Annotated in this window: 23 protein-coding genes and 1 pseudogene; 1 reads left to right on the top strand and 23 read right to left on the bottom strand. The window is 38.6% G+C overall.

The genetic code is table 11. The features are described 5' to 3' along the window. The first annotated feature begins 5 nt into the window (after positions 1-5). Entirely contained in the window at positions 6-467 is a 462-nt protein-coding gene (gene soxR, locus MSC25_RS11150; RefSeq protein ID WP_024032854.1) for a redox-sensitive transcriptional activator SoxR, read from the top strand. 14 nt (positions 468-481) lie between these two features. Here the strand turns inward: soxR and MSC25_RS11145 are convergent, their stop codons facing one another. From MSC25_RS11145 to MSC25_RS11035, 23 genes and pseudogenes are all read right to left on the bottom strand, one after another. Beyond that, positions 482-1,648: a lipase family protein gene (locus tag MSC25_RS11145; RefSeq protein ID WP_064387120.1), complete on the bottom strand. Its 1,167-nt coding sequence runs from the start codon at positions 1,646-1,648 to the stop codon at positions 482-484. Positions 1,649-1,671: 23 nt separating this feature from the next. After that, positions 1,672-2,190 carry a DUF6795 domain-containing protein gene (locus MSC25_RS11140; protein WP_024032856.1) on the bottom strand — a complete coding sequence of 173 codons (519 nt, stop codon included), beginning with the start codon at positions 2,188-2,190 and terminating at the stop codon, positions 1,672-1,674. Positions 2,191-2,457: 267 nt separating this feature from the next. After that, the gene (locus MSC25_RS11135) at positions 2,458-3,114 is read right to left on the bottom strand and encodes a hypothetical protein (RefSeq protein WP_248443428.1); all 657 of its coding nucleotides are present in this window, start codon (positions 3,112-3,114) and stop codon (positions 2,458-2,460) included. Between the two features lie 89 nt (positions 3,115-3,203). Then, positions 3,204-3,470 (bottom strand): hypothetical protein, encoded by a 267-nt coding sequence (locus MSC25_RS11130; protein ID WP_096042758.1) that lies wholly within the window; start codon positions 3,468-3,470, stop codon positions 3,204-3,206. A 76-nt stretch (positions 3,471-3,546) separates the two neighbouring features. Next, positions 3,547-4,026, bottom strand: a complete 480-nt coding sequence (locus MSC25_RS11125; protein ID WP_157743016.1) for a hypothetical protein — start codon at positions 4,024-4,026, stop codon at positions 3,547-3,549. A gap of 229 nt (positions 4,027-4,255) precedes the next feature. Continuing rightward, positions 4,256-4,553: pseudogene (locus MSC25_RS11120) on the bottom strand (hypothetical protein); the annotation flags it as partial. Positions 4,554-4,664: 111 nt separating this feature from the next. Beyond that, a complete protein-coding gene (locus MSC25_RS11115; protein WP_248443427.1) occupies positions 4,665-5,099 on the bottom strand; it encodes a hypothetical protein in 435 nt (144 codons plus the stop codon). Next, positions 5,086-5,505, bottom strand: coding sequence for an N-acetylmuramidase family protein (locus MSC25_RS11110; RefSeq protein ID WP_348983536.1), 420 nt, complete (start codon positions 5,503-5,505; stop codon positions 5,086-5,088). The genes MSC25_RS11115 and MSC25_RS11110 overlap by 14 nt, the downstream gene beginning before the upstream one ends. Further along, a complete protein-coding gene (locus MSC25_RS11105) occupies positions 5,421-5,975 on the bottom strand; it encodes a hypothetical protein (protein WP_248443426.1) in 555 nt (184 codons plus the stop codon). The genes MSC25_RS11110 and MSC25_RS11105 overlap by 85 nt, the downstream gene beginning before the upstream one ends. Positions 5,976-6,057: 82 nt before the next feature. Continuing rightward, positions 6,058-6,204: a hypothetical protein gene (locus MSC25_RS11100; RefSeq protein ID WP_157743015.1), complete on the bottom strand. Its 147-nt coding sequence runs from the start codon at positions 6,202-6,204 to the stop codon at positions 6,058-6,060. 32 nt (positions 6,205-6,236) lie between these two features. Further along, positions 6,237-7,097 (bottom strand): immunity 49 family protein, encoded by an 861-nt coding sequence (locus MSC25_RS11095; RefSeq protein WP_096042754.1) that lies wholly within the window; start codon positions 7,095-7,097, stop codon positions 6,237-6,239. 22 nt (positions 7,098-7,119) lie between these two features. Beyond that, entirely contained in the window at positions 7,120-8,400 is a 1,281-nt protein-coding gene (locus MSC25_RS20275) for an RHS repeat-associated core domain-containing protein (RefSeq protein ID WP_319641029.1), read from the bottom strand. A gap of 258 nt (positions 8,401-8,658) precedes the next feature. Further along, positions 8,659-9,633, bottom strand: a complete 975-nt coding sequence (locus MSC25_RS11085) for a transposase (protein WP_248443425.1) — start codon at positions 9,631-9,633, stop codon at positions 8,659-8,661. 257 nt (positions 9,634-9,890) lie between these two features. After that, positions 9,891-10,670: a hypothetical protein gene (locus tag MSC25_RS11080; RefSeq protein WP_248443424.1), complete on the bottom strand. Its 780-nt coding sequence runs from the start codon at positions 10,668-10,670 to the stop codon at positions 9,891-9,893. Positions 10,671-10,759: 89 nt separating this feature from the next. Beyond that, complete coding sequence (locus tag MSC25_RS11075) at positions 10,760-11,026, bottom strand: hypothetical protein (protein ID WP_248443423.1); 267 nt, start codon at positions 11,024-11,026, stop codon at positions 10,760-10,762. Positions 11,027-11,074: 48 nt separating this feature from the next. Next, a complete protein-coding gene (locus tag MSC25_RS11070) occupies positions 11,075-11,668 on the bottom strand; it encodes a hypothetical protein (RefSeq protein WP_248443422.1) in 594 nt (197 codons plus the stop codon). A gap of 4 nt (positions 11,669-11,672) precedes the next feature. After that, positions 11,673-12,428, bottom strand: a complete 756-nt coding sequence (locus MSC25_RS11065; RefSeq protein WP_064387124.1) for a ChaN family lipoprotein — start codon at positions 12,426-12,428, stop codon at positions 11,673-11,675. Between the two features lie 115 nt (positions 12,429-12,543). After that, the gene (locus MSC25_RS11060; protein ID WP_248443420.1) at positions 12,544-13,716 is read right to left on the bottom strand and encodes a lipase family protein; all 1,173 of its coding nucleotides are present in this window, start codon (positions 13,714-13,716) and stop codon (positions 12,544-12,546) included. 14 nt (positions 13,717-13,730) lie between these two features. Beyond that, positions 13,731-14,228 (bottom strand): DUF6795 domain-containing protein, encoded by a 498-nt coding sequence (locus MSC25_RS11055; RefSeq protein ID WP_248443419.1) that lies wholly within the window; start codon positions 14,226-14,228, stop codon positions 13,731-13,733. Between the two features lie 40 nt (positions 14,229-14,268). Further along, positions 14,269-14,823: an SMI1/KNR4 family protein gene (locus MSC25_RS11050; RefSeq protein WP_248443418.1), complete on the bottom strand. Its 555-nt coding sequence runs from the start codon at positions 14,821-14,823 to the stop codon at positions 14,269-14,271. Between the two features lie 43 nt (positions 14,824-14,866). After that, a complete protein-coding gene (locus MSC25_RS11045) occupies positions 14,867-19,444 on the bottom strand; it encodes an RHS repeat-associated core domain-containing protein (protein WP_248443417.1) in 4,578 nt (1,525 codons plus the stop codon). Beyond that, positions 19,444-20,295, bottom strand: coding sequence for a hypothetical protein (locus tag MSC25_RS11040; protein WP_064387130.1), 852 nt, complete (start codon positions 20,293-20,295; stop codon positions 19,444-19,446). Before MSC25_RS11040 ends, MSC25_RS11045 begins: the two co-directional genes overlap by 1 nt. Further along, positions 20,292-21,317, bottom strand: a complete 1,026-nt coding sequence (locus MSC25_RS11035) for a hypothetical protein (protein WP_248443416.1) — start codon at positions 21,315-21,317, stop codon at positions 20,292-20,294. Before MSC25_RS11035 ends, MSC25_RS11040 begins: the two co-directional genes overlap by 4 nt. Positions 21,318-21,319 lie beyond the last annotated feature (2 nt).

The following is a 21,319-nucleotide window of genomic DNA, read 5'->3' as shown; positions in this document are numbered from 1 at the left end:
AAACAATGCCAATAGATCAAAAAAAACTAACCGAGGCTAACCTAACCGTAGGTTATGTCGCTAAGCGCAGCGGCGTAAAAGTATCAACCCTACACTTTTACGAAACAAAAGGACTCATACGTAGTTGGCGAAATAGCGGCAACCAACGCCGCTATAAAAAAGATGTGCTGCGCCGTATAGCGGTAATAAAAGCCGCACAAGCCATGGGAATAACACTTGATGAAATTAAACACACCCTGGCCACATTACCTGAGCAGCGCACTCCCACACAAAAAGACTGGTCAGCCCTTTCAAAGCAATGGCAAGCACAGCTTGATGAGCGCATAGCGTATATGCAGCGCCTACGCGACCGCGTAGATGGCTGTATTGGTTGTGGGTGTTTATCTATGAGTAAGTGCCCTATGTATAACAAAAACGACCACTTAGGCGAAAACCAAAGTGGTGCTATTTTGTTAGAGCGAGATTAAGATTTAAATTAAGGTTAGTCTAGGCCGCTAAGCCCTTCTCTTGCAGCTCTGTATAAAGCGCCTAGGGTTGAGTCGAAAACAGATTTTATAAAGCTATAAGTCAGCTCCACCGCTTTACTAATTACTTTGCCTGCAAACACTAACATATGCCCTAATAAACCTAAGGTTTGTGTTGCAAACGAGGCTGACGCTTTAGCTATTTTATCAAGCGTTCGCGCCAACATATCGTAAAAAGTGAGCCCAGTACCAATAGCTGCTTGGGCAGCAACTGCGCTGTAATAGCCTGCATCTTTTAAAAGGGTAATTAATGCAGCACCTAGTTTATCTGCCCAATGTGAGGTAAATGATGCTTGATTTCTGTCTTCAAATTTTAAACGCACAGGCATGTTTAAAAAGTGATTAGCTTGTATAGTTAAGTTGTTCCAATTATTGCTATTGGCAGTGTTTAAGTAGCCAGGCGTACCAGCAAGAGTATGAGCTGCACCTTTTAAACCTTGTCCACTATCTAAACGTATTTCTTGGCCATTGTGCGGAGCATGCGAAAAAGGCCATAAAGGCACTTTAGCCACTGGGTCAGCCCCATGTGTACAGCGATAAATTTTATCGATTCTAGATGTTGCTGCGCGAGAAAAGTTTTCAAGCCCAACACGTGGCGAACCAAACGTATATAATTTTACAGGAAGTGAATACTCAGCTTTGATCCAATCAGCAGAAAGCGTCGCTAACGCACCACCCAAGCTGTGGCCAACTAAATGAACGCAACCAGTCACTTTATCTTGAATATTCGCTGCTATAAACTCTTGCAGCGCAGGCTTCATACTATAAAAAGTCTTATTAAAACCAGCATGCACCATACTGCCATTTGACCCACCACTCACACCAAAGTGCCCATCGGTTAATCCATCTCTTAGCGAGTTAGTCCCCCGAATAGTTATAACCGAATCGCCCTCATACGCGCCAAGCCCATGCCCTACTAAAGCAAAGCCCGTGCTTAAATTAAATAAATGAGAAAAAAAGCTGCCCGTTACCCCTTGTACTGCGCCAGGGTTAACAGAAAAGTTAAAATTGTCGCGCAAAGAGGCATGAAGTGTGCGATTGAGTAAATTAGTGGTTTTAATACTTTTTGCTTTATAAGCAAGGTTTGCTAATTGTACGGCTTGAGTGGGTGTCAAAGTATTCATATAAGTTCCCTTTAAATAAATAGTTAAAGTTTACATGATGTGTATATCGCAAAAGTGTGGCTTGTATCTTCTTTAATTGGAATATCGTAAGTTTGTGGCTCTTGGCCAATATCACACTCTAAGTGTGCAAGAAGCGCTTTGAGTGTATCGCTATCTTCATGAATTGAAACAAGTGTGTACCACAAAACAATCCCTTCTGGCGTGCCGTTTTCTAAATAAATATGTTGAACCAACGAGTCGTTATCAAACATATTAGAAGGTTTACCTGTTTTTATTGTTTTTTCTGTGAAGGTAAAATAACCCTGTTCATCTGTTGTGGTTTCATCAACGTATTCATCGCCATAGGTAAGTGAGCGCATCACTTTAGTGTTTGCAACTGGCTGCCCATTATCTAATAACTGCCCTTTTACTGGAGCCGATAAATAAAATTCTTGTTTATTAAAAAAGCCAAACATATCTGCACAAGCCTGTGATGTAGTAAAAAAAACAACGGCAATAGAGACTATTACCAATACAAAAATTTTTAAGCGCGATAAAAACAAAGCAAACTCTCTCCCAAGGCCTAGCTATAAACTACTTAATATATATGGCTAATTAATTACACCAGCCATATTTATACTGAAAAAGTAGGGGTCTAATTAGGTACAATTATACTGCATGTTTTTTAATCAAAAAACAATCACTAATCTAATTATAAAATAGTGTATATATTAATTTACCAATGCCACTAAACATGATGCCGCCCATAAGCAAAAAAGCATACATAATACTAATAGCACCGGCTGAAGGATCGCTCTTTTTATCAATTTCTATGCATACCGTACACACAACAAAAAATATAAAAAGTTAGCTATCACACCTAAAATAAAAGCATTGCCAAATAACGGTGATACGCCAGCTAAAACTGCACCCAAAATTAACAGCGAGCCTGAAATTGAATGTTTATCAAACCGGCTTTCAATTATTTTTATAACTAAAGTGGTTAGCATGGATAGTGAAAAGTATAGCGTTGGCCAAAACTGGTAATATAAATACCCCCAGTTTAAAAGCTCACCTGAAGTTGATGAAAAAGCTTGCTGGCCTATGTCGGCCGCTGAACCATTCGCGGCATTTTCGCTAAAAAGATACCCTATCCCACCAATAATTAATTTTATAAGCCAAAAAAATAAAAAACTGGCAATAGTAAACCCGATAGCGTCATCCCTTGTTAATCGTTTTTTAGCTTTGCTTTTTGCAATAATGGCGAGCATTAAACCTAATAGGCATACACTTCCTAAATAAAGTACCGCCTGCCAAAAGTCATCAGGATAAAATACAGCTAACCCTGGCGCTATAAATAGATACATAGCATCTTCGTTATCAAGTGAACGGTTTTGGGCACTTTGCTCAGACTCTTTAAAAAGAGCTAAATATACAAATAAAGGCTGTAAAAACAGCATTAAAATACTCGTGGTAATAAGGCTCATACATCATCCTTAATGAGAAAAACAAATGCAGCACTTATGCTGCATTAAAATTAAAAATGTGGGTGCTCAATAATAAAGAGAGGTAGGTGTTATAGGTTTATTTTTTGAAAGTATGTTTTAAGTTTTAAAAGCCCTGACTCAAGTTCAAATTTTTGTATTTTAGGGTTCTTGAATTTAAACCCATTAGAAATATGGGTATTAATCATCGTCGCCATACCCTCAAACCCAGCTGGTGCTGTGGCAACTAAATCGCTCAACAAGGGCATGATAAGCACTTGATGCTCTTCTATTAAAGTTGGGTTTTCATATATATCGTAAACAAGGTTAGTTAGTGTTTGCTGGTTTTGTTGTTCCATATCATTTCTATAGCGCCTTAGCTTAGGCGTTTATAGCTCCCTAGAGTTCTAAATTGAATAAAGGTAAAAAAAATTATTACTTTTTGTTCCTTCGGTTACTTTTTGCCATTTCTTTTTCGACAGCAGCACGAGCGTCTTTTATATCTTTAAAAAAATCATACTGATATTTAATAAGACCTTGGTATTTTTCTCCTTTAATTAAATAAAAAGAGAGCAACATAAAGGCTACATTGATAGCTGTTGCAATATAATACCCATTACCTTCTAAAATTATAAAAGTCGGTAAGCAAATCACAGCTAAAAATAAAGCATAGAATTTTAATATATTTGCGCAAAAAAAAGAGCCTTGGCTTACTTTAAAATTTATAAGGCAAAATGCTACCCCTGTAGAAAATAAAATGCCTAACAGCCACTCAGGTTCTGTATCAAAGTATTGCGTTAACACAGTCATTCCGGAGTATGCAGTACCCAAAAGTAAGAGCACTGTTACTAATAGAAACCTTCGTAAAAGCTTCCATGGTGGAAATAATAGAAATACCTCATCGTTTTTAGACACTACTTACTCAACTCCTCATATACTTCAGTTGCAAGTAAAAGCTAAACTGTGCCATAAAAATTTTTAGATTAAGAACCTATCTTTCCTAATAAATTTAGTTTATTTAACCCATAAAATAGAATTTTACTGCTGTTAAATTTAAATTAAACGCATAAAAATCGCTGCATGATGCAGTTGTGATTTATTACTAAAATTTCACTATAATTGATTTAGTTTTATGCGAGTAGCTTTCGCCCTCTATATATTTCTGTGTAAGTACAGTACCTCTACACAGTTTATGCCAACGAATAATGGTCACTTTATCATTCAGCTTTTTTGTCATCTACATACAGAACCAAGTGAGTATGGTTACTAATAACAGCATAAGGGCACACATCAATACAAAATATCTCGGCTAACTCAAGCAGCTTATCTTCAACCCAGCCTCGTCGATGTTCATAAGATTGACCTGTAAAATGCTCTTCACCGCACAAAAAAGCACGCCGAACACAACGCGAGATACAGTGGTAATATTTTGTATCAGCCAAACTTCAAAATTAAGATGAGTGTCTAGTTTATTCTGCCAATTAACACCCACTATTTAAAGTGGGTATCATGTTATTTATTCTAAAGGTGGGGCTGAATAGTTACGATGCACTTTAAAAATCATCAATAGCAGATAACTTGCTAAAACTTGAATCATCACAAGTCCAATATTCTTTTTTGCCATTTTTTTGTATGGTGACTGATTTTTCCTCTGTAACCGTATCAAACTCTTCACTGTAGTAATCACTTACTACGACGTCACCATTAGCTTGCGTAAAAGTCATACTATGCTCTGTAACTAAAGAGCGGTGATAACTGGACTTACTTATATCACTGAGTGAAATGGAATTGGTGAGGTTTCTTCCATCAACATTAAACGCCTCCAATTTAAATGTTCCATTCACTTCACTAACAACAATTTCGACTGGCTTAGGTGCATCAGCTTGACACTTAAATATAATCTCAGCCTCACTTTGAGTTGCATTACATGATGCAACAAAAAATAGCGGAAGAATAAATAAAGCCTGAAAACGGTTATTTTTTATCATATTTTTCAAATGCCTTTTGCAGTTTAATATCGTATTGGTTCTCCGCATATTTTGACCCATTATAGCCTTTGGCAAATGCAGCCCAATTTAGCGTGAGCAGGTGTTTCTCTAGGCCTTTATGTTTCACAAAATTAACAAACGCATCAAGTTGCTTTCTTTCAGAGCTAAACATTGTTCGTACAAACTCCTCAACATTAGAAAACCCTGATGCACGATAGTTAAAGCCCATAATTTGAAAACGCCCCCAAGAAGCTGATTTTAATGCCTCTGTTGAATTTAGAGTCATAGCCTCTTCTAGTCTTGTGTATTCTCTTGTACCACCTATGTATAAACTACGATTCCAGTGTCTGCTAGATATAGATGGATGACTCTGATCATATATATGGTTTGTATAGCGAGAAAATATATGTGCTTCATATAAGATCTTTGGTTTACCATTGGAAAAAATGCATCACCAGAAGATTCAACATCGGCGACAGCTTTAATAGCTGCAACTTTACATCCTAGTTCCTTTGCAATATCTTGATAATCCGATTCTGATAGCTTTTTAACATCTGTAGAGGCAACTGGTAGCTTAAAGTTATTTTTAACTACAAGGGTTATAAGCTTTTCGTTAATTTTTCTATGGGTGCGTCCATTTGGATCTATTTTTCTATCTGGGCGTACCATGTTTACCACTTTGCTTTGAAACAACTTAATAGCCGCTACTGTTTTAGAGTTTTCAGGGCGTGAGCCTAAACGACCATCTACGGTAAGTTTTCTAGTGGGCGCTATGAGGGAAAGAAGTGAATTTAAAGCGGTTTGTACGGTTTTTACATCGTTTAAATTGTTAGCGCCGCCCAATCCAACAGATTGAGTTATTCTGATTACTGCCATCGAAGCATCCTTTTCTTTAATGTTATATTTTTAATTACAATGTATTAGTAGTAAATTAACACCCACTATTTAAAATGGGTGTCTAGTTTATTCCCGCTTTTTCAATTTTATGTGCAAATTTGAGGCTGCGATTAATTAAAGCACCTTCAACGGGATTACCGTTTAAAGTAATTACCCCTTTAACTTCAGAGCACATGTGTACGTCATATTTTTTTATTAAACCAAACATAGTGGTTTGAGCCTCCTTACCTATATTTCTAATTATTTAAAATAAGTTCCATTAATTAAAAAACGAGGAAGTGAATCACTTTCAACCGTTACCTCATTACCCATATCGTGCCACATGCACGCCATGCCGAGTAATTGCAGGGGTAAGAATGAATCTACAGGGGCATGATCTGGACCTGCCTCATAAATGTGATAGCGCTCTTGCGCTTGTACGTTTTTGGCAAGTGCTTCATTAAAATCACAACCAACATCAAAAGTTGCTGGTGATAAAGCAGCTAGAGTTTCTAAGTATCCGAAAGCAATATATATCGCCCAGTCATCATTTTGCTTAACAGCCATTCCCATACACTCGTCAAGCAATTTTGGGTAATCGGCTTGATGATGGTGATAAGCTTGAAATACTTCAACGAGCTTATAAGAAACGGGGCCTGCCTGTGTCGCACTTTGTTTCATTGTTTCTATAGGGAAATTTGCCAAGCTATCCATACTTTCAGTATCGCGAGTAATAACCGCTAAAAAATAGGCATCAAGCCATTGCGATGGAGCTGCGCGTCCAGATTCTAACATCCCCTTTCCATTCCACTTTACTTCAGGTAAATCATATATTTTAAACGTAAGGTCTTGCTCTGGGTACTGTGCAAGCTTTAAGAACGCTGCGTACATTTTTGACGCATAACGTAGCCCTGTTGCTGACTTTTTCTCTATCTCTGGCGTTTGAACTTCCCAAGTGAGCCAGCGAGCAAGCTTTATCATATCCTTTGATATCGTCAATAAATTGTCCCTTTTAATTTCAATATTTTCTGCAATTTCTTCATAAGCTCGCTCTAATCGCTTTAAACGTCTTTTAAGAGGTATTTTTTCAAATTCTGGAATGCTATTGCGATTTATAATCATATTTAACCTATTATGTTATTTTTTATATATCAAATTCGGAAATTTCTACACTGCCGACGAGCGAGCCATTCTCTGTTTTAGTTATGGGTGTTTTAACGTGTAAATATTGAACCTTTTTATTCTTTGTGTCAGCATTGTAAATTGCTTCAGCAGCATCTAATTCAGACTCTTTCTCGCTATCTGCCATTTGTTCCGTAATGGCTTCTGCATATTCCGTTGTACCTTGCTGATAATATTCATCACCTATTTTCATTTTACCCAATGGGCTACTGCCCCCCTTGGCTTCAACAATAATTACATCACCATTAGCATTATGATAAACCATATCAAAGTTACCCTTTACCGATGTAGAACTATCTAAGCTAGTTGGGTGAATGCGAGTATAACCAGGGTACTGTATTTTAATCGCTGCATCAGCAGCCTTTTCACCAATTTTGGCTGATTCATTGTTAATCAGTGGTATTTGGTCGTTATAACGTTGTGTTTCTTCTGGTGAAGCTTTCGCCTTGTGCTTATCTCGCTCGAGCATTTCCGCATCACGAGTATTCACATTCTCTTTCAACGTTACAGGAAGAGAAGAAACAGTCCGTTTACTGCCTGCCTTTTTAGTTGCTTTATTGAGTTTTAACTCATTCTCAGTCAACGTTCCTGTTTCACGAGACCATTCTTCATTTACCACTTTGCCATCAATAACATGCCCACCAACAAACTGTTCAATGGTCATCGTAGTTTCAATCACTTTATCGCCTACTTCTCGTGTTAAAGTAATTTTACCGTTATCAACATCCATAGATTCGATACTATATTCATGCTCAAGTCTATTTTCACCATTAGGTCTTGTTACTTTAATATTACCAGTTCTGGCATCTGCTGGAGAACTGTCTTCAGCAATTTTTAATATTTTGGCTTTTGTTGCTGGGTCAACGATGTCGCCTATCATCTTAGAAAGCTTTTTCACCCCCTCTTTACACAATAACCCCATCGGATCGACCCAATTCACCGGGTTTGGTGCATATTGGTAGTGGTTTATGCCACCCACAAGGCCAATCGGGTCTTGGTTTATAAAGCGTTGTTGTTTGGGGCTGTAATAGCGGTAGCGGTTGTAGTGCAGGCCGCTTTCCTCTTCTAAATATTGCCCTTGAAAACGTATTGGCTGAGTGAAGATGTCTTTTTTATTTGACTCAGGCTCGGCTTCTGATTCTTCATAGCCATACACATCCGCTTGGTTTTTCCATACTACTTCTGCTTTGCTGTTGGTAACAAAACGTGGGGTATTCAGTTGGTCTAGGTGGTAGTAGTACACCTCACCTTGTTTAATTAGCGCTACTGGGTGAAATTGATTTGGTACACCAACTAAACTAGACAGCCACTCTAATTATACAAGCCAAACTGTGTCATAAAATCTTCTTTTTAGCTTAAAAATTTACCTTTCTTAATCGATTCTTTTCATTTAACCCATTAAAAAAACATGACCACTATTAAACCTAAATTACACGCATGAAAATAACTGCATGGTGCAGTTGTGATTTATTACTGAATAGTTTTACTGAGCAGTTTAAGTTTATGCTAGAAGCTTTTTGCAGTTACTGATATTCGCGCGCCGTTTTCTGTTTAAGCTTTCACAATAACTTGCTTGTGAGGTAAGCCTGCCTACTGCGCCGTGAAATACGCGTGTAAATTGTGTGCTGAGTTTTAACCAGTTTTCTGGAGAAATATTGACTCTTTCGAGCAAGAGTAATTGTGTACTCTCAATATACCCTCGTTTGTCCTCTCGTATACAGCGCCCTGTTAACTCAACAAGCTCAAGGTACGATTTAAGTTCAAACGGTAGCCCTTTTGGCATAATTTGACGTGGCATGCCTGCAAAGCGGAGCAGTTTTTTTGGTTGTTTGCCCTCTTTTGCGCATATTAGCCGTACTTGAGCACTGGTATGGTCTGATTCTTCTGGTGTCTTTGCCATTTTGGCTCTGACAGGGTTTAAATCCACATACGCCATGCAGGCCGCCAATGCAGCTTCATCTAATAACGCTTGCGAACTAAAACGTCCCTCCCAAAACCTGCCAGTGCAGTTATCTTCTTTATTTGCCCTGCGCGCAATGTATTCATTTAACATCCGCATAAACCAGCTAATACTTGATAGGCGCTCTCGATATTCCTTTACTGTTTGATTAAAAAATATGAGTTCTATTTTACTTAGCTTTTCGCCCTGTATATATTTTTGCGTGAGTAACGTGCCTTTACAGAGCTTATGCCAGCGAATGACAATCGCTTTGTCATTCAGCCTATTTGCTTTCTTATCATCAACATACAACACTAAGTGCGTGTGGTTACTCATAACAGCATAAGCACACACATTAATACAAAATATCTTGGCTAATTCAAGCAGCTTATCTTCAACCCACCCTCGTCGATGCTCGTAGGATTGACCAGTAAAACGGTCTTCACCACATAAAAAGGCACGCCGAACACAACGCGAGATACAGTGGTAATATTTTGTATCAACCAAACTTACTTGACGCTTTCTTGCGATTGCCATAAGACACCCTGCTTGTTTTTTACACTTACAAAAGCCTAGTACTTAGTTAGCCAAACTGCAAAAATTAGGATGGGTGTCTAGTTTATTCTCTAATATTTTACACTTACAAAAGCCTAGTACTTAGTTAGCCAAACTGCAAAAATTAGGATGGGTGTCTAGTTTATTCTCTAGTTTATTCTATATTTATACTGAAAAAGTAGGGGTCTAATTAGGTACAATTATACTGCATGTTTTTTAATCAAAAAACAATCACTAATCTAATTATAAAATAGTGTATATATTAATTTACCAATGCCACTAAACATGATGCCGCCCATAAGCAAAAAAGCATACATAATACTAATAGCACCGGCTGAAGGATCGCTCTTTTTATCAATTTCTATGCATGCCGTACACACAACAAAAAATATAAAAAAGTTAGCTATCACACCTAAAATAAAAGCATTGCCAAATAACGGTGATACGCCAGCTAAAACTGCACCCAAAATTAACAGCGAGCCTGAAATTGAATGTTTATCAAACCGGCTTTCAATTATTTTTATAGCTAAAGTGGTTAGCATAGATAGTGAAAAGTATAGCGTTGGCCAAAACTGATAATATAAATACCCCCAGTTTAAAAGCTCACCTGAAGTTGATGAAAAAGCTTGCTGGCCTATGTCGGCTGCTGAAGCATTCGCGGCATTTTCGCTAAAAAGGTACCCTATCCCACCGATAATTAATTTTATAAGCCAAAAAAATAAAAAACTGGCAATTGTAAACCCGATAGCGTCATCCCTTGTTAATCGTTTTTTAGCTTTGCTTTTTACAATAATGGCAAGCATTAAACCTAGTAGGCATACACTTCCTAAATAAAGTACTGCCTGCCAAAAGTCATCAGGATAAAATACAGCTAACCCTGGCGCTATAAATAGATACATAGCATCTTCGTTATCTAGTGAACGGTTTTGGGCACTTTGCTCAGACTCTTTAAAAAGAGCTAAATATACAAATAAAGGCTGCAAAAACAGCATTAAAATACTCGTGGTGATAAGGCTCATACATCATCCTTAATGAGAAAAACAAATGCAGCACACGTGCTGCATTAAAATTAAAAATGTGGGTGTTCAATAAAAAAGAGAGGTAGGTGTTATAGGTTTATTTTTTGAAAATACGTTTTAAGTTTTAAAAGCCCCGACTCAAGTTCAAATTTTTGTATTTTAGGATTTTTGAATTTAAACCCATTAGAAATATGGGTATTAATCATCGTCGCCATACCCTCAAATCCAGCTGGTGCAGTTGCAACTAAATCGCTCAACAAAGGGTTTAAAAGCACTTGATGCTCTTCTATTAAAGTTGGGTCTTCATATATATCGTAAACAAGGTTAGTTAATGTATGTTGGTTTTGTTGTTCCATATCATTTCTATAGCGCCTTAGCTTAGGCGTTCATAGCTCCTTTGTGTATCAGTTTGAATTCAATGATTTTTTTAATTGAGCTTTCTCTTTTGCTAACTGTAATAGACTAACAGCTTGCTCTTTGTCATAAGCTAAAGCGCTGTGTTCAATAACATATTGTGCATGCTCTTTTACTGCAAGCCAATTATGCTGCGATTTATATAAACTTGCTAACTCAAAATGCGCCGTTGTAACTAATGAATTTGGCAATTCTGCATCTAACGCTAAAAATTCTTTGTGAAGGGAAATTGCATTATCAATATCTTGCCCTACAAACATGCCACTTCCATATAACCAAGCTAATGTTGAATAAGCTTCTATCTCTTTTGCCGCAACCCGCTTTTTGGCTTCCACTAATAATCGAGTCCCATCCCCAGTGTGAAGGCTTAAAGTAATCAACGCTTTCCAGTATCCCATGGAATAAGCTTTTTCACACCACTCCTCAAGATACTCTGGCGCGTTAATTAAGCTTTTATGACATTGCTGTGCGGCGGTTATTACAGTTAAATCTGGGTCATTTATATCTATAGTATTATCCCATCGAGGACCTGCGGCATAAATGGAAGGCGCCATTATAATTAACAATAATAATATTTTATCCATAAAATCACTTCCCTAAAGAGTGTTCAGGAAGATGAACAGTATAAGAAGGTACTGGTGAAGGTAAAAATGCACCTTTCCTATAAAAATAAGTCTCTCTAAGCGGCTTTTTTAAGTCGCCTTCACCTTCACAAACGCCGCTATCTTTGCAGGTCATCCCACCAATATAGTCAATTATACTTATTCCACTTATTTTTAAATTAAGTAAAATAGAATCAACACCTATATGCCTATTACCAGCATTAAATGCATGGTACCGATGCATAAATGCAACAATACGGGAGCCTTTTTCAATTTTAAGGGTACTGCTTAGTATGCTCGCCCACATTTGATTTCTTTGAATATGTGAATCAGTACATAAACCACCATCAGCGTCCTCCCAACTGCACCTACCATCAATTTTATCCATCACCTCAACAGGCATATCTAACGGAATAATTTTCATACCTAGAGAGTTAGCAGCTTTAACTAGTTCACCATAACCTGTGCTAGCAGCACCATTCCAATACCAATTTTCTCGAAAATGTTTGTAAATGACATCAAAACCTTTACCAGTGCGTTGATAAAAATCTATTTTTTCTTTTATCTTTATAGGTAACATTTCCATCGCAAAATGAGTGAAACCCGCAGCTTTAAGTTGTTTTAGAGCCTTTATAGCCTCATATTTATAAGATACTGGATTATGGCTAGACTCGGCAATAATCACTAAGCGCGCGTTACCTGCCATTGTTCTGTAATTTACATCCGTGTTTATTTTATTCACTGTATTTCCTTATATAATGACTTCAAAGGGCTTTTAAACTAGATATTTTACATTTACTAATTGTGGCCCGATTTATAAAAATGGCTCAGTAGTTACCTGAGCCTTAATTTAATTACTAACCAAGTGCGATATGAGGTGAAACTTTTACCGCAGCAATTACTAGTGTTTTGAGTTTTTCTAACATCCAAGTTAAAGCTTTTTTTACACCTGCATAAGTTATATCAACGGCAACAAATGGCTTTCCTACAAAGTTAAGTATATGCCCAATTAGCCCTTTACTATCTTCAGCGAACTTAATCGACATTTGAGAAATCTCTACAATTGACCGAGCTAATAAGTCATAAATAGTTAAAACACCTGATGTGCCTATTTGACCCATAATACTTGTTAACTTACCGCTCTCACGTAATAAAGTGATAAGGGCACTTGTGATTTTTTCAGACCAATGTGCATTAAAAGAAGCATGATGACGGTTATAGTACTTCAGACGTGTCATCGTTAAGTTAGATATCGAGCCTTTCTGCATACTTTTATAGTCAGGGTAACTAGCTGCAGTATTAATATAACCAGGTGCATTACCTGCCATTTTATGTGCTGCCCCAGTTAATGAAACACACGTACTTAGCCTATATTCGTTCCCCGCATGTACAAAAGGCCAAACAGGAACCATAGCTACAGGGTCGCTACGATGAACAGCCCTATAAATACCATCTAAACTTGTCTCTGTTTTAATTGCAAAAGGGTTTAGCCCTACCCTTGGCGACCCAAATGTATAGAGTTTTACAGGGACCTTATATTGAGCTTTAATCCAATTAGCTGCTAACGTTGCTAAAGCTCCCCCAAGGCTATGCCCAATACAATGAACAGGGCGCCCGCCTGCCTTACTCAATATTGCAGCTAGCTGCGGTTTAATAGTTTCAAAAGTACGATTAAATCCAGAATGCACCGGAGCTAAATTTGGACCAGCGGTAACACCACAGTGTAAATCTGTTAACGCATCAGCAAGCCCAGCAGTACCCCGTATTGCTATGACAATCTCACCCGCATAGTTACCAGTACCTTTGCCTACACCAAAAAAGCCAAAACCAGTAGATTGGTTCAATACATGCTCTGCTGTTGTGCCACTTACACCTGTTAGTGTTGATGTTTTTGAATCAAATGCAAAATGCTTACTAATAATTGGATTCGACTTTATTTTTTTTGACTGATCACCAGCCGCCGAAACCGCAATGCTTTTGTACGCAAAATCAGCCAGTTGTGCCGCTATGCTAGGAGATAAAATTTTCATGTAAAATCCTTTTATTATTTAAAATCTTTAAAGTAATCCGTATCGTCGTCTTCAGTTTCATAGATTTCAAAGTCACTTTCCCATCTACAAATACTCGAGCCATAAAAATCTAAATTTTTATGAGCATGGTTAGGGAATATAAAATCTACATTAGGTGATACTAAATCAGCGTTTAGACTGCTTAGCTTTTGTTTGTACTCGTCGGGCTCATCAATACCACGTAGCTCACTATTCCAAAGCTCATATTCTTCACCGCCATGAATTGCAGTAATAAGTTGATAAGTAACTTCGTGGGAAAACATATCACCGGGTATTTTTGACTCAACAACAACTTCTGGCATGTAAAACGTGCCATCGGAAGCCGTAATAACCTGATCTTCTTTTTCAATTTTATGTGCAAATTTGAGGCTGCGATTAATTAAAACACCTTCAACGGGATTGCCGTTTAAAGTAATAATCCCTCTAACTTCAGAGCACATGTGTACGTCATATTTTTTTATTAAACCAAACATAGTGGTTCTAAACCTCTGCTTTTATAATTGAAGCCTAAAATTAGTCTTCAATTATGTCCATTATTTCATCGTAATCGACATCAACTAGCTCTGGATCAGGTGTACCCGTAACTAAAAAAGATAAAAAGTCAGTGAAAGTATTAAATTTAGACACTTCTTGTCCGTAAGTTTCCGTTAAAAATAGCCCAACTTCACCAGCACGCTCCGACTCTTGCGAAAATAAAAAATAATAACCGCCACCATCATAGGACTTGATAACCAGCCCATATTGCGGTACTGATTGATATTCGTCTTTGTTGTCATATCTTTGATGATAATACTTAGTTGCTTTCACCACATCATCATCTTTAAAGTCCTCCTCGTCTTCATCGTCTTCATACTCGTCTTCCAAAGGAACAAGGCCTTTAACACTTCCACCTAACCACAAACAAAAACCATATTGTTCTAAAAAAAATTTATAGGGCTCAGGTAAGCTAATTCCAAATTCTATTTCTAAATTCTCAATTTGTAATTGTAATGCACCCTTTTTTTTCCGACATTCAAAATTTTCAAGTTTTTCAGCAAGAGACATTATGTTAGTTATTTCGTTACTCATTTTATTCCTCTAAGATTTAATTTTGTATTTAAATATAAAACGATTAAACTCTTTCTGAACCTAAACGCGGGCCAAAACCGTTTTCGTCATACGGCTCTTTACCCTCTTCATACCAATGAAGTTTTTTATTTTCTCTACTATGAAAGTCTTCCGTTAATAATTCTAAATTATCTAAATCATTAGGGTTTTCACCTGATTCACACCTGAAGATTGGTTTTTTATGATGTACATTGAAGCCATCGGGTACTTCACCAGTCTTTTTCATACGTTTTAATTCTTTTTGAGTAAAATGATTGTGCGCCTCATGGTTATCGTCATTAATTGCTTCTGCCGCATAATTTATTATAAATTTAGTTCTCTTAGCCGGAAACGCCTTTCTTGCCTCAGCCACCTCTCCAACTGTGCGTTTATGATACTTAGTTGGTTTTGAATCAGGGTTAATCTTGACCTTTTCGCCGTTTACTCTGTGTTGCTCTGCAAATTTATCAATACTTATAGTTACAGGGGTCATTTCACCTGACTTATTAACTTTATTCAGTGTAATGAGATTATTTTCTTCATTAAGACCCGTTATGTCATATATGTGTTCTTTACGATAGTTATCTTTCCCAGGTGAATATTTAATCGTAGATATATCTTGATTGTCAATTGGAGTACATGCTATTGCTACTTTAAAAATGGCATCAATTACTTCTTTTTCAAAGCCATTATCTACCAAGGTATCCAGCATTCTCTTTAATCTTTTTTCACCTTCTTTACACAACAACCCAAACGGATCAACCCAATTCACCGGATTCGGCGCATATTGATAGTGGTTTATCCCGCCCACTAAACCTATTGGATCTTGGTTTATAAAGCGCTGCTGTTTAGGGCTGTAGTAGCGGTAGCGGTTGTAATGTAAGCCACTCTCTTCATCTAAATATTGCCCCTGAAAGCGTATTGGCTGAGTGAAGCTATGTTCTTTATTCGTGTCAGACTCGTCTTCTGGTTCTTCATACCCATACACATCGGCTTGGTTTTCCCATACGACTTCTGATTTGTTATTTGTTACAAAGCGTGGGGTGTTAAGTTGGTCTAGGTGGTAGTAGTACACCTCACCTTGTTTAATCAGTGCTACTGGGTGAAATTGGTTTGGCAGGTTGATATACCAGGTATATTCACCGTGCTGGCATTCACCAATTAGCTGATCGTTATCCCAAATGTAGTCAATTTTACCGTGCTCGGTGTGCTTGGCAATACGACGACCGAGTGGGTCGTAGTCGTATTGGGTGAGCGTGCCGTTGTTGTTAAAACAGCTTAACTGATTAAACGCGTTGTATTCACGGCGGGTTTTAATGCCTTTGCCGGTTTCGCGTATTTGGTTACCAAACTCGTCGTAGTAAAAGTCGCTATCGCCAAAGTGAGTTAGGCGGTCTGCGTCGGTGGCACTGTTTATTGTGGTGTTATTAGTGCCTTCATTATTTACTACTAAATCTGCGTTGCTACTATTTTTACTACTACTTTCACTACTATTTGGTGCTAACTCATTGTATTCGCTATGCGTGGCGCGTGTTAAATCAATAGAAGAGCTGACTGTATGCTCAGCATTGGCAGCCTTATGTTTTGCACCTTGGTCGCCGTTAGCTGTATCGCTAGTTTCTTTATCACACGTGCTTGTATTTCTAGTGTCTGCATCGCTTGTGTTTGATTGAACAGTCTGACTTTGCGGGTTACCAAAGCTATCCCACTGGTAGTTTGTGATTGTATCAGCACCTGAGCTTGCCAATGTTTGTTTTATTAACTGACCCAAGCTGTTGTATTCAAAATTGATATTTTGGCTGCTTACGCCTTCGTTTTTACGGGCAATCAGCTGGTTGATGCTGTCGTAGTTGTACGTACAGGTATCAAATAATGCTTGTGCTGGGTGCGTGAGCTGTTGCTGCGTTAAACGGTTAAATACATCAAACTGTTGAGTAAGGGTTATACTGTTACCAAACTGTTGGGTTTTAATATTACCTTGGCTGTCGTAGCTTAATGTTACAAGCGGCTTTGCAAGTTCAGCCTCTTTGCTGTTGGTTTGGAGTAAGTTAATGCCGCTTAGCTGGCCAAACTGGTTGTAGCTGTATTTAAGCGTGGTTGAATCTGGCAGGGTAAGGGTTTGCCTTCTGCCGTATTCGTCGTAACTGTATTTTAAAGTATGCGCTTGTTGCTGGTTATTAACTTGCTCGGCGCACAGTAGCCTGCCGCCTTTATCAAACTGCTGCTTTAAGGTTGATTGCGCATTATGCGCACGAGTAATTTTACCTTGCAAGTTATAGCTGTAGTAATTGGCGTTATTAATTATATGTGAGTCGCTTGCAAGGCTTGCATGCTGCGCAGTTACACGGCCAAGGCTGTCGCGCTCTATTTTTACGTGGCGTTTGTTGCTTTGCGTTACTGAAGTTAAGCGGTTACAGGCATCGTATTTATATTGCTGTAGCGTGCCATCAAACCCGGTTATTTGTGTTGGGTTTTCGTTCGCGTCGTAACTTATGCGGTATACGTGGCCGTCGCTTCGCTCGATGGCTGTTAAGTTGCGCTCTTTGTCGTACGTTAAATGCAGTGCGCTGCCATCGGGCTGAATAACACAATGCGGTTGGCTTAGCCCTTCAAAGTGTTGCTCTGTTGTGTCGCCTTTGCTGTTTTGCGAGCTAATTAATCGCCCTGCTTCGTCGTAGCTAAAGTATTGATGCTGTTTATTTTCAGGGTTGTTTTCATCAAAGGCAATTGTTTGTGTAAGCTGGCCGTGCTCATTGTATTTATATTGGGTGAGTAAGCCTGCGTTATTCAGTGTGGCATTTACGCGGCCTAGGCTGTCGTAGCTGTAACGTATTAACTCATCGTTATGGTGTTTTGCTAAAAGCTCGCCTTGCTCGTTCCAAATAAATTTAGTGATTTGACCATTTTTATTAATATGCTGAGTTAACTGGCCGAGCTTATCGTAGCTGTATAATGTGGTGCGGCCATCACCAAAGGTTTCGCTTTGTAATAAGCCAGCCACACTGTATTTACGCGTAATGGTTTGGCCATCAGGTAAGGTAGTTAGTACACGTTGCCCAAGTTGGTTGTAAGCAAAATGGGTTTGGCTACCATCTGGCTGCGTTATTGTTTCTAATTGGCCGAAAGGTGTATAGCTATAGCGCGTTGTGCTGCTATCGGGCTTAATTTCACTGAGTTTTTGGCCTTGTGCATTGTATGTATATTGCCAAACGTTGCCGTTAGGGTCGGTATGTTTTACCAGTTTGCCTTGTGCGTTATGTACAAAGTGCTCTTTGTGGCCTCGAGAGTCTATACAGGTTGTTTCACCGCGCTCAGGGTTGTATTCAAACTGGTAGGTATAGGTGTTGTTATCGCCCCACTGCTTTATACATTTAGCGCTGGGTGAGTAGCTATCCCACTCAAAATGATGGCTAAAGCCACTGGCTCGGGTACGCTTTGTTAATAAGTTAGCGGCGTTATACGCGTAGCGCTCAGTTTCGTTTTGCTGATTAGTAGACTGAACAAGGTTTTTGTTTTCGTCGTACTCGTAGCTAGCAAGCATGGGTGATAGCAATTGCTGTTTGTTGTTTTTATCAGTGCAGTACGCTGCTATTTTGCTTAATAAACCTTGCGCGTTGTAGCTAATTATACAGCCACGTACTTTATTTACTTCTATACGGTGTAGGCGCTCTTTAGCATCGTAATAAAACGCGATGCTTTGGCCTTTTTCGTTAATTATTTTTTCAAGCAGCCACGCGCTTTCGCCTGGTTTAAACGTAAGGTGTTGGTCATCTGGTGTTACAAGTACTTGCTTACCATTTGTTTGGTAATGTAGCGCAAGGTTACTACTTAACTGATAGCTTGATTGGCCAGGTTTCACCTTTTCAAATTTATGTTTAGCGCCGTGCTCGTCTTGGTACTCTAACCAGTAAGTGCCTTTTTGTTTAGGGCCCACTTTTGGTGGCGGCAAATAATGCTCAGTAAGGCTTGTCATAAAGTCGTGGCGCCAACCATTACCCATTGTTGTGCACACATCAGCATGAGATGAGCGATACAAACGTCGCCACACTAATTGGCGGCTGCCTGCTAGGGTAAAGTCGATAAGCGGGAGGATTTCTTCGCCAGAGAGCATTGAAACCGGATCAGAACGGCACTCTTGATTTGTAATGGGCTCTTCACTTGCAGTGTTATTACTTGCACCCCCCGTATTTTTAGCGGGTGCTTGCGATGCGCTTTTACCTGATGCGGTTGAGCTTGATTTATTGCTCGACTTTTTGCCCGCTGAGCCACTATTTGTATTATCGCTTACTTGAATGGCCGACTTTGCTTTTTGGTGGTAACACGTTACTGCGCCACTTACTAAGGCTTGGGTAAGTACGCTTGCGGTTTCGCGGGCAGAGGCACTGCGTGGGCAGTTAACGCCAGCGCTATTTAATAAATTAATTACATCAAGACGTTTTGCAGCGTCACCTGTTAACGCACCACCAATTTGAGCTATTTGTTGTTTAGCCGTTTCAGGGGTGTTTGCCACACTTGGCGCATAACCTGACGGCGTTTGGCCTTTGCCAGCAACTAGGCAAATGGGGTAACTCGTTCCTTGTAAAACAACCGTATTACTTTGCATTAGTTGTGTACTTCCTCACTTATCCATAAGTATGATGCTGCGGCCTGATATTTTGATTGTTCTTGAGAAATCACTAACGCGTGTTTAAAGTGATTTACAATAGCCGGGCTTGAGGTCAATTGATATAAATTGACGAGTCCTTCAAGCGCACCAATTTTACCTAATTTGTAATTAGGTAATTCATAATGTGTATGCTCATTAATTAAATTACTGAGCAATTGTAAATTAGTCAGCCAAACATCACTTTGCTGATGTATGCCGTTGCCAGGTGCAAATATAAGATCTATATGGTCTTTGTTATCCTGTGCGATTTTTGAAAATATACCGCCTAGTTGGTCGTGCTTTATAAAATCTATTGAAGGAGCAAATTCATGACTAGTTTGCATCCAGCCAATTTGAGCCGTTTCAATAGTCGCGAGTGCACCACCTACTCCTAAGTATACCCACTCATTGTTTTTATCGGCTTTATAGGTAGCATCAATGGCAATCACGTTTGCCTTATGCCATTTTTTTTGCACCGCCAACTGCACTAACGTATTAGCACCAACAGCGCCATAAAATAATAAGTGCTCTACATGCTCAGGGAACAACTGTTTAAAACTTTTTGCTAAAAGCTGCTTTAGCTCATCTTGGTACGCAAGTGCTGGCAATAACCATACAAGTGGTAAGTTTGAGTCTTCTACTTTTGCAAAAAGTTCTTTCGCTTTTACTATGCAATCATAAATACAGGCATTCCATGATTGCCAAGTAATACCGTTAGGTGGGTTTGGAGTATCTGCATATAGCAGTGTATCTATGTCTTGCGACAAAGGCGTAGAAAAACAGCTTACGTTTACATTAAACGCCTTCATGCTTGCGCCTCTGCTTTTACATTTTTAGCCATCGATTTGTAGTAGGTATACAAATTAAATATTGCTTGGCTATAACAGTCCATTGCCGACATTTCTATTGCGTTTAACCTTTTATTAAGAGATTTGCCACCTACAAACCTCTGCAAGCAAAGCTCCTCCTCGTATTTAGGCCAGTTTTGCTGTAACTGCTGTTTAAAAGCCACTAGTGCTTGTTGTTCAGCATTAAATGCATTTACTTGAATGTCATAGCTTACGAGTAAATCGAGCTTATCACCGAGCATTCGCCTTATTAAGGCAATAATAGCTGTTGGGTTTTCTACTTGGTTCAACGACATACACGCTAAGGGCACTAGCTTTACATAGCCACTTTGTAATAGCACATGCAAAGTGTCATCTACTGTTAAAACATTGCTTGCGTAATTACTTAATGCGTTTACTTGTTCCCAACTTAGTGATAATAAAAAAAGCGACATTAACGGTGAATTAACAAGCTTACTTTTACATAGCTCATCAAACACATGCTTTAGTACTTGTATGTTTGCATTAGGGTTGAATGCGCTGATAAGCGCCACTGTTTCGGCTGATGTTGCCTCTTGTTCGGTACTATCAGCCAATGCAAGATAAATAGTGTTTAAGTCAATTAATGCAATTAAATTAAAGCTGTGTTGCTGTAATAAAACTTTATAAATAACAGCCTTTGCTAAGTCATGCAGGGATGGGCTGTTGAGCAACGAGTTTATAAAAGCCAGGTTAATTGTTTGCGGTAAATTAGCCATAACCTCTATACATGCCTGCGCAGTCACATCAAGGCTTTGCTCACTCGTTACTAACGTATTAATTAAAGTTAAATCGGGTTGTGTAAAGTGTTGAGGAGTATTATTTTTTTTAGCGGTTAGCCACGTTGTTTCTAACAGCTTTTTTTTAAGTGTTTTTACATAACCTACAGAAGTAAACGGGCAGCACTGCGCCTTACTAATACAGAGCAATTGTGCTTGATGATTACTTATGTAAGTAGACAGCAAGG

Origin of the sequence: Pseudoalteromonas sp. 1CM17D (assembly GCF_023161805.1) — a bacterium.
Taxonomy (GTDB): domain Bacteria; phylum Pseudomonadota; class Gammaproteobacteria; order Enterobacterales; family Alteromonadaceae; genus Pseudoalteromonas; species Pseudoalteromonas atlantica.
The sequence above is the reverse complement of the archived record's forward strand: the minus strand, read 5'-3'. Positions and strand labels throughout refer to the sequence as shown.

Excerpts from the sequence above, each read along its gene's own strand:
- MSC25_RS11075 (WP_248443423.1), bottom strand. The coding sequence starts at position 11,026 with ATGGAACAACAAAACCAACATACATTAACTAACCTTGTTTACGATATA.
- MSC25_RS11115 (WP_248443427.1), bottom strand. The coding sequence starts at position 5,099 with ATGATAAAAAATAACCGTTTTCAGGCTTTATTTATTCTTCCGCTATTT.
- MSC25_RS11045 (WP_248443417.1), bottom strand. The coding sequence starts at position 19,444 with ATGCAAAGTAATACGGTTGTTTTACAAGGAACGAGTTACCCCATTTGC.
- MSC25_RS11050 (WP_248443418.1), bottom strand. The coding sequence starts at position 14,823 with ATGAGTAACGAAATAACTAACATAATGTCTCTTGCTGAAAAACTTGAA.
- MSC25_RS11055 (WP_248443419.1), bottom strand. The coding sequence starts at position 14,228 with ATGTTTGGTTTAATAAAAAAATATGACGTACACATGTGCTCTGAAGTT.
- soxR (WP_024032854.1), top strand. The coding sequence starts at position 6 with ATGCCAATAGATCAAAAAAAACTAACCGAGGCTAACCTAACCGTAGGT.
- MSC25_RS11060 (WP_248443420.1), bottom strand. The coding sequence starts at position 13,716 with ATGAAAATTTTATCTCCTAGCATAGCGGCACAACTGGCTGATTTTGCG.
- MSC25_RS11040 (WP_064387130.1), bottom strand. The coding sequence starts at position 20,295 with ATGAAGGCGTTTAATGTAAACGTAAGCTGTTTTTCTACGCCTTTGTCG.
- MSC25_RS11100 (WP_157743015.1), bottom strand. The coding sequence starts at position 6,204 with ATGTTTGGTTTAATAAAAAAATATGACGTACACATGTGCTCTGAAGTT.
- MSC25_RS11105 (WP_248443426.1), bottom strand. The coding sequence starts at position 5,975 with ATGGCAGTAATCAGAATAACTCAATCTGTTGGATTGGGCGGCGCTAAC.
- MSC25_RS11130 (WP_096042758.1), bottom strand. The coding sequence starts at position 3,470 with ATGGAACAACAAAACCAGCAAACACTAACTAACCTTGTTTACGATATA.
- MSC25_RS11070 (WP_248443422.1), bottom strand. The coding sequence starts at position 11,668 with ATGGATAAAATATTATTATTGTTAATTATAATGGCGCCTTCCATTTAT.
- MSC25_RS11135 (WP_248443428.1), bottom strand. The coding sequence starts at position 3,114 with ATGAGCCTTATTACCACGAGTATTTTAATGCTGTTTTTACAGCCTTTA.
- MSC25_RS11085 (WP_248443425.1), bottom strand. The coding sequence starts at position 9,633 with ATGGCAATCGCAAGAAAGCGTCAAGTAAGTTTGGTTGATACAAAATAT.
- MSC25_RS11095 (WP_096042754.1), bottom strand. The coding sequence starts at position 7,097 with ATGATTATAAATCGCAATAGCATTCCAGAATTTGAAAAAATACCTCTT.
- MSC25_RS11080 (WP_248443424.1), bottom strand. The coding sequence starts at position 10,670 with ATGAGCCTTATCACCACGAGTATTTTAATGCTGTTTTTGCAGCCTTTA.
- MSC25_RS11145 (WP_064387120.1), bottom strand. The coding sequence starts at position 1,648 with ATGAATACTTTGACACCCACTCAAGCCGTACAATTAGCAAACCTTGCT.